Raw genomic sequence first — 13333 nt, 5'->3', positions numbered from 1 at the left:
TTCGGACCACCGGGCGCATAAATCGCACCGATTTTCTCAATCGGTATCATCGCATGACGCTATAGCGACTTTTTTATGCTGGTCTGCAACAATGGAAGCGACACCCCATAACAATCACAGCCGGGTGTCGGAAGCAAACGGACAGACCAGAAAAGGACATTCTATGACCCCATTCTCCCTGTTGGCCCCCGCCATCGCCCGCGACGTGCTCGATCACGCGCTGGCGCTGGGTGCCGACTTCGCCGAGCTGTTTGTGGAGCGCAAGCGCCGCAGCCAGCTCAGCCTGCTCTCAAGCCAGATAGAAAATATCAGCGGTGGCCTCGATTTCGGCATCGGCGTGCGCCTGTGCTACGGCCACAAGGTGCTCTACGGCTACACCAACCTGGCCGATCGCAACGAACTCTTGCGCATCGTCACCCTGCTGGCGGCCAAGGACAGGCGTGACCCCGTGGTCACCGCCACCGCCTTCGATTTCACCCGCCTGAACGATCGCAACCCGATCGCCCTGCCCCTGTCGGCCGACAAGCTGCTGGAGCAGAAGATCGCCTACCTGCACGCCATGGATGCCGCGGCCCGCGCCGAGAGCGACAAGGTGAGCCAGTTTGCCGGCAACGTGCTGGGCTGGGAGCAGGAGGTAGAGATCTTCAACAGCGAAGGGGTGCAGGTGAGCGATCGCCGCCACTACAACCGCATCATGGCCCAGACCATCGCCGCCCTTGGCAGCGAACAGAGCGTCGGTTACGAAGCCCCCGGTGCCATGATGGGCTGGGAGCACGCCGCCAGTATCGATCCCCGCGAGCTGGCCCTCACCGCCACCCGCCAGGCGCTGGTGAAGCTGGGGGCGGCTCCCTGCCCGAGCGGCAAGCTGCCGGTCATCATGGAGAGCGGCTTTGGCGGCGTCATCTTCCACGAGGCGTGCGGCCACCTGCTGGAGACCACCTCGGTGGCCAAGAAGGCGTCCGTGTTCCACGACAAGATGGGCCAGCTCATCGCCAATCCGGCGGTCAGCGCAGTGGACGAAGGCTTGCAGGGCAACGCCTGGGGCTCCATCAACGTCGATGACGAGGGAATGGCGACCCAGCACACCCAGCTCATCAAGGATGGCGTGCTCACCGGCTTCCTGGTGGACCGAATGGGGGCCCTTCGCACCGGCTACGCCCGTACCGGCTCCGGCCGCCGCGAATCCTACAAGTTCGCGCCGGCCTCGCGCATGCGCAACACCTACATAGAGCCGGGCAATCACAGCCTGGACGACATGCTGGCGACGGTGGAGCACGGCATCTATGCCAAGCGGATGGGGGGCGGCTCGGTGCAACCCGGCACCGGCGAGTTCAACTTCAACGTGCAGGAGGCCTACCTCATCGAACACGGCAAGATCACCCGGCCGCTCAAGTCGGCCACCCTGATCGGCACAGGCCCGCAGGTGCTCAAGGAGATCTCCATGGTGGGGCGCGATCTGGCCCTCTCCGCCGGCATGTGCGGCTCGGTCTCCGGATCCATTCCCGCCTCGGTCGGCCAGCCGCCGCTCAAGGTCGACAACATCCTGGTCGGAGGGAACGCCTGATGAGCCAGCTCGACATGAACCAACTGCTCACCCGTCTGCTGGACCAGGTCGCCGATCTGGGTGCCGAGGCGGACGTCATCGCCAACCAGGACAAGGCCTTCTCTCTCAAGGCCGACAAGGGTGAACTCAGCGAATACAAGGTCACCAGCAGCCAGCAGATCGGCATTCGGCTGATAAAAGAGGGTCGGGTCGGCATCGCCTATTCGGAGTCTCTCGACGAGTCTGCGCTGGCCGCCATGGTGCAGGATGCGCTGGATGCCAGCCGCTTCGCCAAGGTGGACCCGGATCAGACCATCGCCGTGCAGCAGAGCCGGCTCACCACCGACTGCGCCGAGATCAATCAGCCCGACACCACTCCCGTGGAGGAGAAGATTGCCCTGGCACTGCGCCTCGAGTCGGAGATGCTGGCGCTGCCGGACGTGACCGGCGCCCCCTACAACAGCTTCTTCGAGGGGGAGGGCCGGCTGTGGCTCGCCAACAGCCAGGGCAGCCTCTGCCAACACCAGGCGTTCAGCGTCGGCTGCTACAGCTCCGCCCTCATCGAGCGCGACGGCCGTCAGTCCATGTTCTCCCAGGGGCAGTATGAGCGCCGCTTCGATGCGCTGGACAGCCAGACCCTCATCCAGCAGATCCACGCCGTGGCCGACGGCCTGCTGGCGGGAGATGCGGTGCCGAGCGGTCACTACAGCGCCATCTTCGACACCAATGCCCTGGCCAGCCTGTTCGGCTGCTTTCAGGCAGCGCTGTCGGGCAAGTGGGCCCAGCAGGGGATCAACCCCTGGCGGGGCAAGCTGGGCCAAAGCGTGGCTTCCCGCTGGCTCACCCTGGAGAGCCGGGTCTATATGCCGGGTGGCATGCACATCAAGGCCTTCGATGGCGAGGGTGCCCCCACCCGGGATCTGCTGCTGATCGGCGAAGGGGAGCTCAAGACCCTGCTACACAACAGCGCCACCGCCCGCCACTTCGGTGTGGCCAGCAACGGCTCGGCGGCCCGCAGTGCCCGCAGTGCGCTGGATGTCAGCCCGCGCCACCTGGTGTTCGGGCTCGGCCCCCACAGCGAGGCCGAGGCGCAAGCCGGCGAGTATCTGGAGCTGGTCAAGCTGGACGGCCTGCACTCGGGCGCCGATGCGGTGAGCGGCGACTTCTCGTTCGGCGCCTCCGGCTTCCTGTGCCGGGACGGCGTGCGGGTGGCACCGGTACGCGGCATCACGGTGGCGGGCAACTTCTACCGCCTGCTGAGTGAGCTGGAAGCGGTCGGCAACCTGCTGCACCACGACGATGACAAGAGCTTCTACGCGCCGCTAATCCGTTTCGGCGGGCTAAGCATCGCCGGCAACTAACTGTATATCGAGGGAAAAAACCTCCAGTTCCTCACCCAAAAGCGGCGCCTGATGGCGCCGCTTTTTTAGCTCTGGCGCCCCTGATGGGCCGCTCCTAACCTCTAAGAAGCTGTCTACGACCTGCCGCGAGAGGCCGTCAGCAAGGAACAGAGCCGCCGGTCGCATCGGCCGGCACATGCAGGAGATCACCAAGATGGACAATACCCTGGTCTGGGCCGACATTCCGACACGGGATCTGGATCGCGCCATGGCCTTCTACTCGGCCCTGCTCGACGTGCCGGTCACGCCGATACAGGAGGAGATCCGCTTCGCCATGCTGCGCCACGACGGCAACAACGCGGCGGCCTGTCTCGGTCCCATGGACAAGTACCACCAGCCGGGGCACTCGGGCCCCCTCATCTACCTCGCCCTGGGCGATCGCCTGCAGGAGGCCGAGCAGCTGGTGCCCAGCATCGGCGGACGAGTGCTCGAGCCCCTGCACAGCATCGGCAGCGGCCATGGCTCCCGGGTCATCATCGAAGATACCGAGGGCAACTGGCTGGCCCTCTATGCCCCGCCGGCCGGCTGACGGCGGCGGCTCCCAGAAACAACAACGGCGACCTGATGGTCGCCGTTGTGCATGAGCCAGTCTCCCGGGTCATCAGACCTGCGGGTTGAGACGGGTCGGCATGCCGGTACGCTGTTCCAGCACCTGTTTGACCACGTTGGAGTCGCTCTCCGCGTGGGCGATGAAACGGGTGGTGGCCGGGGTCATGGGCAGCGGCACGGAGGCGGTGGAGTTGAACTCCTCCTCGGTGCGCGACAGCGGCTCGTGCACTTCCATGTAGCGGCTGCCATCCGGCTCGACCGTGGTCTTGACCGGCTGGTTGACGAACTGGACGCGGGTGCCGACCGGCACGTGGTCGAACAGGTACTTGATGTCGTCGGCACGCAGGCGCACACAACCACTGCTCACCCGCAGGCCGATGCCGAAGGTGGCGTTGGTGCCGTGGATGGCGTACAGGTTGCCGATGTAGAGCGCGTGCAGACCCATGGGGTTGTCCGGGCCGGCCGGCCAGACCGCAGGCAGGGTCTTGCCCTGAGCGGCATAGCGGCGACGGATGTTCTCGGTCGGGGTCCAGGTCGGGTTGGCACGCTTGCGCTCAACCTTGGTGATCCAGTTCTCCGGGGTGTTGACCCCTAGCTGGCCGATGCCGATGGGCAACACCTGTACCACGTTCTTGCCTTTCGGGTAGTAGTAGAGACGCATCTCGGCCACGTTGATGACGATCCCTTCGCGGGGAGCGTTGGGCAGGATCAGCTGATGAGGAATGATCAGCTTGCTGCCAGCCTTGGGCAGGTAGGGGTCGACGCCCGGGTTGGCTTCCATGATGTTGGTCAGACCCAGCTGGAAGTCGGAGGCAATCTGCTCCAGCGGACGGTTGTCCGCGGGCACCACGTATTCCTGGTTCTCGCCGATCAGGCGGCTGTTGGCGGCGGGCAGCTGGTATTCAACGGCGGCAGCCTGCTGGCCGGCCAGTGCCAGCGTACATAAAAGAGCCGAAGCGGCAATGCGAAGGGGATTCATAAAATTCCTGTGTGGTTTCCTGTACCAAGTTGGCCGAAGGCCGTGTCATCCTCGGTTGCGCCGGGGCCCGAAGCTGGCGTCCGCGGTCGATTACCGAGCGCGCATTCTTTCCTGAGTCGGCCAAAATTTCAACGTCGAAAACGCTCTTTTTTGCATGAAAAAGCGCATCCGGCGCCACTGGCACAGCCTGCTGTCATGATGGCCACGCTAGCAGCACCAAACTGAGCAGAAGCTGAACAAAAAGGGAGGCCGTCTGGCCTCCCCTTCATCACGGTATCAAGGTCGTCCGCCGAGCAGATCCGCCACGCTCGCGGCGATGGCGGCGCGGCCATCGAGCGCCGCCATCTCTTCGGCCAGCAGCCGCGCCCGGGCGCGGTAGCGCGGCTCACGCACCACCTTGCGTACCGCCGTGGCCACCATGGCCGCCGTCGGCTCGTTGCTGTGCAGATTGATGCCGGCACCGCTCCAGGCCACCCGGGTCGCCACCTCCGCCTTGTCCTCTCCGGTGCCCGCCACCACCAGCGGCACCCCGTGGGCCAGCGCGGACTGCACCGAGCCGTAGCCGCCGTTGGTCACCAGCACGGCGGCGCGGGGCAGCGCCAGCTCGAACGGTACGTGGTCGGTGACAATGGCATTGGCCGGGATGGCATCGCCCAGCAGCGCCGGATCCCGACCGCCAGTGGTCAGCAGCAGTTGCAGCTCGTCGTCGGCCAGCCCCTGCATGGCCGGCAGCAGCAACTGCCCCAGATCCACGTTGGCCAGGGTGCCCTGGCTGACGATGACCAGCGGCCGCTCATCGAGCCTCTCCCACCAGGGCGGCGGCGTCAGCTCAAGCCGGGGTGGCAGCAGCGGACCGACATAACGGATCACCCCCTCGAGCTCCGGCCGCTCGTATTCAAAGCCGGCGCAGGAGAGCTGCAAGAAGGCATCGGGCGCCGTCACCATCACGTCGGTGAAGGGGGCCGTCAACGGCGGCGCCCCCGCCTCGGCCAGGGCGGCATCAAAGCGCTGTTGCACCTCCCTTTGCAGTTGCCGGGTCGGCTCATCGAGCCAGGGCAGCTCGCCAAGGGAGCGGCGCAGCTCGGGGGGAATGCGCGGGCCGTAGAAGATGGCGTCCGGACTCGAGAAAGAGACAGGGTTCACCCCCAGCATCAGGATCGGCACCGGCCGGCCATGGGGCTGCTGCAACAAGGGCAGCGCGCCGTAGAAGCCGTTCTCCACCAGCAGCAGATCCACCCTCTCCGCCGCGATCAGCGCCCGCAGCTGACTGTCGTGCTGCGCCATGGGGGCGGCGAAGAAGCGTTTGAGTGCCAGCGCCATCTGGGCGGTGCCGCTCAGGCTGGCCCGCTCGGGAAAATGCCGCTCCAGCACCCGGTAGTCAAAGTCCACCTCGGGGGCGAAGGGCACGAACTCGGCACCGGTTGCGCGGATGCGCTGCTCGAACAGGGCGCCGCACAGCATCAGCACTCTATGCCCCTGCGCCACCAGCAGACGGGCCGCCGCCAGCATGGGATTGACGTGGCCCGGGGTGGCGGTGGCCGCCAGCAACAGGGTCGCCATCACGCCGCCCCTTGCGGCGCCAGCGCCGGGTTGAGGCAGACCGGGCTGGCCTGGATGTGGACCCGCTGGATGTGGCGCGCGGAGCGGGCGGTGAACCCCTCGCGGCCGTGCAGCAGGCCGAGGTTGTCGGCGATCACCACGTCCCCCCCCTGCCACTGGTGGGCATAGAAATAGCGCGGGTCATAGAGCCGCTCGTGCAGATCCTGCAGGAAGGCGGCCTGCTCGGCCGGCGCCACCCCCTCGATGTCGAGGGCATGCTGGTTGAGAAAACGCACTCCCTCGCGCGGCGGCTCGTTGTAGCGCAGCACCGTCTCGCCGCTCACCGGGTGGGGCACCAGCAGCGGCGAGCGCACCTGGCCGCCGTAGTGCACCACCTGCTTGATGCGATAGGTGATGTGCACCCGCTCCCAGCGGGCCAGCCGCTCGCCATCGAGCTCGGTGAGCAGCTGGCGGGTATTGATGAAGGTGGTGCGCCCCCCTTCGTCCGCCGCCGGGGCGTGCACGCAGTGAAACAACTGGAACTCGGGCAGGGTCGGCTTGTACATGCCGTCCCAGTGCAGCGGCACATAGCTGGAGTCGAAGATGTGGTCGGTGGCGTTCTCGTGCTCCTTCACGTCCAGCACGGCGCCGAAGGGCCACATCATGATCTCGCCCCACTCCTCGCCGTAGCGGGTCAGCCGCTCGGGATCGGTGAAGCCCGACTCGAACCCGCGCAGGATCAGCACGCCGTGGCGGCGGGCCAGCTCGCGCAGCGCCTCGATAGCCAGGCTCTGCACCGGCTGGCCGTTGCGGGTCGGCTCAATCAGCAGGCCGAACGGGGCCTGCGGCAGAATGCGGCAGCGCTCGCCGCCGAGGGTAACGATGGATGCAGTCATGGGAAACTCCTCAGGCGGCGGCCTGCTTGCCGTTGATCAGGTAGTGGCTCGGACGGCCGTGGATGTGGACCAGCTCATGCTCCATCGCCAGTACGTCACGCCGCTTCATCAGCACGAACTGGCCATCCAGGTTGGCCGCCACCCCGTGCCAGGGGGTGAGCCAGTCATCCCGGGTCGGCAGCATGTGGATGCCCATCTTCAGGCTGTGGCTCGCCTGGGGGTGGATGGAGAGACGGATCGCCTCGGGGAAGCGCTCCGCCAGCAGGTTGCCCCAGGCGCGGCTGCGCTGGATCACCGCATGGGTGCGCCCTTTGGCATCCCGCTGCAGCGCCGTGTTGGAGAGCGGGGTGTCCGGCAGCTGGCTGTCTTCATAGAGGAAGCGGGTCATGGCGCGATAGAGGCGAATGCCCTCCTCGGTGCTTCTCACCTCCTGCGCAATCAGTTCCAGCGGCTCGGCGTAGCGCTCCACCAGCTGTTCGCGCAGGGTGTCGAAGTCGCGGCTGGCGCAAAACTCGGCCATACCCGCCACCATGCCCAGGTGGAAGACCCCGAGATGGGTCGCCCCCAGCTCCAGGATCAGCTGCTCGATATGGGCCTGATAGGCATCGATGGCCGGATCGGGCACCCGGATGAGGTCACCGAACACGTGGCCATCCGAGCAGATGAGGATCCGCATGCCGGGCGCATAGTGCAGCTGGATGCGCTGGCAGAGGTGGTTGAGAAAACTGAGGGAGAGCCGCTCCGCCATGTCCGGCAGAGAGCCCAGCACCTTGTTAGGATTGGGCGACTTGGTGGGAAAGGCGGGCAACACGCAGAGGATGGTCTCGCCCCGCTCGATGAAGTCTTGCAGACGGGGGATCTGGATGGCGGCCACCTCTGCCTCCTCCTGCTGCCGATCCAGGATGGGATCGGGGAAGCGGCGGCGATAGGGCAACAGCTCGGCAAATATATTCTGGGCAATTTGATGGGAAGATAAACCACTCATTATTCCGGCTCCTTTGGCAGGATTAAAATCAATAAAGATGACTCTTTATCAATGCGTCCAGTCTCTGTTGTTATTATTTGTGTATCCGTTTGCTACCCAAACGAATCGAGAGGGGACAGTAGCCGAGATAAAGTCAGGCTATCAATTCGCCATTGATGTAAACAGCTTCAACCCTGCGCTAATAATCTTTACCGCATAAGCAATTCACATTTATCTATATGAATAAAAACAAAATAATGAATATTAAAGCGGTTACAAAAAACCCTTTTTCCAAAAAGTTCCCTAGCCATTATTTTATTTGGTCACAAGTTGACTCAGCCATTATTTAGCAGAGCTTAATAGTGATAGCGGCTCAACGGAATAATAGTGACCACTTCGCCGAAAATATCGCAAACAATTATTTATTCACATAATAAGCCGATGCGCCATGGCCGGGTTCCGGGATGGCGCAGACACAAAAAAACCGGGTTGCCCCGGTGCTTTGCATCTCGTCCCAGCGACGCTGCCTATGGTCGACCGAATCTCCTCAGGCCGGCACCGGCTCCGCCGCCAGATAGTCGAGGGCTGCCTGCCAGCCCATCCGGTAACCCTGCTCCAGCCTCGCCCGGTCGGTGGTCATGCGGCCGACCCGAAAGTGTGCCGGCGGTACTATGACCCGGATGCGGCAATCGGCCGGCGGCTGGCGGATGAAGTCGATGGCATCGTTGTAGCTTTGATGGCGCGACAGGCTGGCGCGAGCCAGCGCCGGCGTCTCGCGCAGCAGGTAGCGATGCAGGGCAGGCAGGCGCGGCGCCCGCTTGCGATAGCCCAGCGGCCGGGAGAGCACCACTGTGATGTCGCGCGCCCCCTGCTCATAGGCGTGGCGCACCGGAATGGAGTCGGCCACCCCGCCGTCCGTCATAGCCTCCCCGTCGATGCGCACGAAGTCCCGGTAGACCAGCGGTACCGAGCAGGAGGCCTTGATCTGCTGCTCCAGCTCGGCGGCATTGGCCCTGAGGTAGGCGGCCTGACCGTCCGTGACCCGGGTGGTCACCACCGTCAGCGGCACCGGGTTGGCGGCAAAGCGCGCCAGATCGAGCCGGCACTCGCGAATGGTGATCGCCCACAGCCAGTCGAGATCGAGCCAGTGACCGCCGCGCACGAACTTGGCCAGGTTGATGAACTCGGGACGGCAGGAGTAGTCGGTGATGACGTTGTGGTTGCGCCCCTGCTGGCCGGCCAGAAAGGCCGCCAGATTGACCGCCCCGGCCGATACCCCGATGCAGTGATCAAACGCCGTGCGCCCCTTGGCCAGAAACGCATCCAGCACCCCGGCGGCAAAAATGCCGCGCATGGCGCCCCCCTCGACCACCAGGGCCGTTTGTCGCCGACTCATCTCGCCTCCCCGTTTTGCTCTGTGAATGGTCTCACACTTTGGCCCATTCAGAGCCCGGCTGCCTGCCGGGATCCCTATAATGGGCCCTCCTTCGCTCCCCATGAGCAAGGTATAACTTATTGATGCTACGGAATATTACAATGAAAAATATCAGCAAGTCCCTGCTCGCGGCTGCCATTTCCCTCGGATTGATGGCAGGCTGTAACAGCCAGAATGACTCCGAGACCCCGACGCCCATGGTTCGCTTCGCTACTTTCAACCTCTCCTTCGATCGCACCGCCGCCGGCATGCTCGCCGGTGAACTGGCTCTGAGCCGCACCGAGCAGGACGCCCTGCTGGCCCGCCTCGCCGACGGCACCTTGAGCGGCGCCGAGAAGACCAAGGCCCTCGACGTGCAGCAGATCCGCAACATCGCCGAAATCATCCAGCGCACCCGACCCGACGTCTTCCTGCTCAACGAATTCGACAATGACGGCAAGGGCAGCGACACCAAGGACCTCAAAGCCTTCAACGACAACTACCTGGCCCACGCCCAGCACGACGAGGTGAAGGCCATCAGCTACCCGGTGCTGCAGAACTTCGCCACCAACACCGGCCTGATGAGCGGCCATGACCTCAACCTGGACGGCAAGGTCAACAACGGGCCGGACGACGCCTGGGGCTTTGGCAACTACCACGGCCAGTACGCCTTCGCCGTGATGTCCCAGTACCCCATCGATACCAAACAGATCCGCACCTTCCAGAAATTCAAGTGGAAGGATATGCCGGGCGAAACGAACCCCGTCATCGACGACTGCAACAATGCCAAGGCGCCGATCCCGGCCGGCCGCCAGTGCGGCGATGCCTGGTATGACGACGCCGCCTGGCAGGCCTTCCCGCTCTCGTCCAAGAACCACGCCGACGTGCCGGTGCGCATCAAGCGCGGCAACAAGGAGGAGGTGATCCACTTCCTCATCTCCCACCCGACCCCGCCCATCTTCGGCAACGCGGCGCGCCACAACGTCAAGCACAACCGGGCCGAAGTCGCCTTCTGGCAGGACTACGTGGAGACCGCCAGCTACATGGTGGATGACGCCGGCAAGGCCGGTGGCCTGCCCGCGGGCGCCAAGTTCGTCATCGCCGGCGATCTCAACGCCGATCCCCAGATTGGCGATGGCGACCTCACCGCCATTCAGGATCTGCACAACCATGTGCTGGTCAATCAGGCCGTCACCAACGGCGCCCTGATCCCGGTCAGCCAGGGCGGCCCCGAGTGCCTCGCCAGCCAGCCGGATCAGTGCAAGCGCAACAACAACCGTCCCACCCCGGAGCGCATCACCAGCAGCAGCGGCCTGCAACTCGACCACGTGCTGCCCTCCGCCAACCTGAATGCGGTCGCCTCCGGCGTGTTCTGGCCGGCCAGCTTCGAGCCGGGCTACCACCTGGTGTATGACGCCAAGCTCGGCATCGCCAAGGGAGTCAGCTCGGATCACCGCCTGGTGTGGGTCGACTTCAAGCTCGACTGATCGTGCCAGGCAGACCAAGGGGGCCTGCGGGCCCCCTTGTGCTTTTGTGGCCGCCGACGAAATTCAAAGAGGCCCCTGACCCCTGGATCTCCTCTGATCTGCCACCTCATCGTCCCCGGCACCCACCCGTTCGGCACCATGACGCCTGTCGCAGGCCCAGCAGTGCCTGGCCTCTCTTTGGTTAAAAATCGGTCTCATCAGGGTACATGGCGAGTCGATCACAGAACCCGACGCCGGATCGGGCTAGAATGGGGGCTTCCGTCAGCCGGCCGGGGCCGGTGACCTCTTCGCGCTTTCACTTATCGAGGACACGCTTCATGGAACTGCTTCTTCTCAGCAACGGCAAAGCCACCGAATGCCCGGGCCTGCTCGGTTGGGCCCGGGATCGGGTGCAGACCCTGCTCGCCCGTAAACAGGTCAAGCGCATCCTGCTCATCCCCTACGCGGTGATCCGCAGCGACTGGGATGCCCGAGCCCTGGAGCTCAGCGAGAGCCTGGGAGTGGAGGCCATCAGCATCCATCAGTTCGACGATCCGGTGGACGCCATCCAGCAGGCGGAGGCCATCTTCATCAGCGGCGGCAACACCTGGCGCCTCAACCAGTTGCTGCACGAAAACGGCCTGGTGGTGCCCATCCAGCGCGCCGTGCGCGAGCGAGGCGTGCCCTATGTGGGCTGGAGCGCCGGTTGCAACGTGGCGACCCCAAGCATTCGCACCACCAATGACATGCCGGTCTGCAGCGCCGCCGTGCTGCCGGCGCTGGGGCTGTTCCCGCTGCAGATCAACCCCCACTACTTGGACGCCAGCATCAGCGGCCACATGGGGGAGACCCGCGACGAGCGCCTGGCCGAGTTCTGCGCCATCAACCCGAGCGAGCACGTGGTGGCCCTGCGCGAGGCGAGCCTGCTGCAGGTAAGTGGTGAGCAGATCGAGTACTGGAGCGCCCGCGGCGAAGGCTTCAAGATCTTCAAGCACGCCGAGACCACCCAGGAGTTCAGCACGGTGGCGCCGCTGGCCGAGCTGACGCCGTTTCGCCCCCGCGGCTGAATGGCACTGACCGGCGGATAATTCGACAGGGGCGCAGGATGTCGCCCCTTTTTCGCAATGAAGGGAGAACGAGATGAAGAGCAGGAGTGAACACGACAGCTTCGGCGAGATAGCCGTACCGGCCGACCGGCTGTGGGGAGCCCAGACCCAGCGCTCCCTGCAGCACTTCGATATCTCCGGCGAGCGCCAGCCGATGGCGCTGATCCACGCCCTGGCTCGCATCAAGTCAGCCTGTGCCAGGGTCAACCACGCCAAGGGGCTGCTGCCCGCCCGCACGGCGCAGGCCATCATGAGCGCCGCCGACGAGATCCTGTGCGGCCAGCATGATGAGGAGTTCCCGCTGCGGGTATGGCAGACCGGCTCCGGCACCCAGACCAACATGAACCTCAACGAGGTGCTGGCCAACCGGGCCAGCGAGCTGCTCGGCGGCCCCCGCGGCGAGGGGCGGCTGGTGCACCCCAACGACGAGGTGAACAAGAGCCAGTCCAGCAACGACGTCTTCCCGAGCGCCATGAACCTGGCCGCCGTCACCACCCTCACCCGGCAACTGCTGCCCGCCCTGGCCACCCTGAGCGCCACCCTGGCCAGCAAGGCGGCTGCCTTCGACGACATCGTCAAGATAGGCCGCACCCATCTGCAGGATGCCACCCCGCTCACCCTGGGGCAGGAGTTCTCCGGCTGGGTGGCCCAGCTCGAGCAGGGGGAGCGCCATATCAGGGCCGCCCTGCCTCATCTATGCGAGCTGGCGCTGGGGGGTACCGCCGTCGGCACCGGCCTCAACACCCCGCCCGGCTTTGCCGAGGCGGTGGCCGCCACCCTGGCCGAGCAGACCGGCCTGCCGCTGGTGAGCGCCCCCAACAAGTTCGAGGCGCTGGCCGCCAGCGACGCCCTGGTGCATGGCCACGGCGCCCTCAAGACGCTGGCCGCCTCCCTCATGAAGATCACCAACGACGTGCGCTGGCTGGCGAGCGGCCCCCGCAGCGGGCTCGGCGAGCTGCTCATCCCGGAGAACGAGCCCGGCTCCTCCATCATGCCCGGCAAAGTCAACCCGACCCAGTGCGAGGCGCTCACCATGCTGTGCGCCCAGGTGATGGGCAACGACGTCGCCATCAACATCGGCGGCGCCAGCGGCAACTTCGAGCTCAACGTGTTCCGGCCGATGATCGCCCACAACTTTCTGCAGAGCGTGCGGCTGCTGGCGGACGGCATGCAGAGCTTCCACGACCACTGCGCGGTCGGCATCAGCCCGAACCAGCCCCGCATCGACGAGTTGCTGGCCCGCTCCCTGATGCTGGTAACGGCGCTCAACCCTCATATCGGCTATGACAAGGCGGCAGAGATCGCCAAGCGGGCCCACCATGAGGGGCTCAGCCTGCGGGAGGCGGCCATCGCCTCCGGTCACCTGACGGCGCAGCAGTTCGATGCCTGGGTGGTGCCGGCCGACATGGTGGGCCGGCGCGGCAGCTGAAGCACCCTGGCGGAAGAGACGAGATAAAAAAAGAAGCCGGGCTGCGCC

The 13333-nt window shown here is 65.1% G+C and carries 11 protein-coding genes; 6 read left to right on the top strand and 5 right to left on the bottom strand.

Annotated features, from left to right (window positions below; all coding sequences use genetic code 11):
• Positions 1-163 precede the first annotated feature (163 nt).
• The 3 genes from ACB031_RS05580 to ACB031_RS05570 all read left to right on the top strand — a co-directional run bounded on the left by ACB031_RS05580 (position 164) and on the right by ACB031_RS05570 (position 3472).
• Positions 164-1564 carry a TldD/PmbA family protein gene (locus ACB031_RS05580; RefSeq protein WP_017784597.1) on the top strand — a complete coding sequence of 467 codons (1401 nt, stop codon included), beginning with the start codon at positions 164-166 and terminating at the stop codon, positions 1562-1564.
• Positions 1564-2904, top strand: coding sequence for a TldD/PmbA family protein (locus tag ACB031_RS05575; protein ID WP_371139172.1), 1341 nt, complete (start codon positions 1564-1566; stop codon positions 2902-2904). The genes ACB031_RS05580 and ACB031_RS05575 overlap by 1 nt, the downstream gene beginning before the upstream one ends.
• Before the next feature lie 175 nt (positions 2905-3079).
• The gene (locus ACB031_RS05570; protein ID WP_043170234.1) at positions 3080-3472 is read left to right on the top strand and encodes a VOC family protein; all 393 of its coding nucleotides are present in this window, start codon (positions 3080-3082) and stop codon (positions 3470-3472) included.
• A 72-nt stretch (positions 3473-3544) separates the two neighbouring features.
• Here ACB031_RS05570 and ACB031_RS05565 read toward each other — a convergent pair whose 3' ends face one another.
• The 5 genes from ACB031_RS05565 to ACB031_RS05545 form a co-directional block, all read right to left on the bottom strand.
• Positions 3545-4471, bottom strand: a complete 927-nt coding sequence (locus ACB031_RS05565; protein ID WP_043170235.1) for a L,D-transpeptidase family protein — start codon at positions 4469-4471, stop codon at positions 3545-3547.
• Between the two features lie 276 nt (positions 4472-4747).
• Positions 4748-6031 (bottom strand): glycosyltransferase, encoded by a 1284-nt coding sequence (locus tag ACB031_RS05560; RefSeq protein ID WP_371139171.1) that lies wholly within the window; start codon positions 6029-6031, stop codon positions 4748-4750.
• Positions 6031-6906 carry a TauD/TfdA family dioxygenase gene (locus ACB031_RS05555; protein WP_216973286.1) on the bottom strand — a complete coding sequence of 292 codons (876 nt, stop codon included), beginning with the start codon at positions 6904-6906 and terminating at the stop codon, positions 6031-6033. The genes ACB031_RS05560 and ACB031_RS05555 overlap by 1 nt, the downstream gene beginning before the upstream one ends.
• Positions 6907-6916: 10 nt before the next feature.
• Entirely contained in the window at positions 6917-7891 is a 975-nt protein-coding gene (locus tag ACB031_RS05550; RefSeq protein ID WP_017788430.1) for an L-tyrosine/L-tryptophan isonitrile synthase family protein, read from the bottom strand.
• Between the two features lie 526 nt (positions 7892-8417).
• Positions 8418-9266, bottom strand: coding sequence for a patatin family protein (locus ACB031_RS05545; RefSeq protein ID WP_216973287.1), 849 nt, complete (start codon positions 9264-9266; stop codon positions 8418-8420).
• Positions 9267-9406: 140 nt separating this feature from the next.
• On the opposite strand from ACB031_RS05545, the gene ACB031_RS05540 reads away from it, so the two are divergent.
• From ACB031_RS05540 to fumC, 3 genes are all read left to right on the top strand, one after another.
• The gene (locus tag ACB031_RS05540; RefSeq protein WP_005298178.1) at positions 9407-10771 is read left to right on the top strand and encodes an endonuclease/exonuclease/phosphatase family protein; all 1365 of its coding nucleotides are present in this window, start codon (positions 9407-9409) and stop codon (positions 10769-10771) included.
• Between the two features lie 317 nt (positions 10772-11088).
• The gene (gene pepE, locus ACB031_RS05535) at positions 11089-11817 is read left to right on the top strand and encodes a dipeptidase PepE (RefSeq protein ID WP_279485384.1); all 729 of its coding nucleotides are present in this window, start codon (positions 11089-11091) and stop codon (positions 11815-11817) included.
• A gap of 73 nt (positions 11818-11890) precedes the next feature.
• Positions 11891-13285, top strand: a complete 1395-nt coding sequence (gene fumC / locus ACB031_RS05530; protein WP_336288825.1) for a class II fumarate hydratase — start codon at positions 11891-11893, stop codon at positions 13283-13285.
• The last annotated feature ends 48 nt before the right edge of the window (positions 13286-13333 follow it).

It is taken from the genome of Aeromonas sp. S8(2024) (assembly GCF_041403085.1).
GTDB classification, from domain to species: domain Bacteria; phylum Pseudomonadota; class Gammaproteobacteria; order Enterobacterales; family Aeromonadaceae; genus Aeromonas; species Aeromonas dhakensis.
The sequence above is the reverse complement of the archived record's forward strand: the minus strand, read 5'-3'. Positions and strand labels throughout refer to the sequence as shown.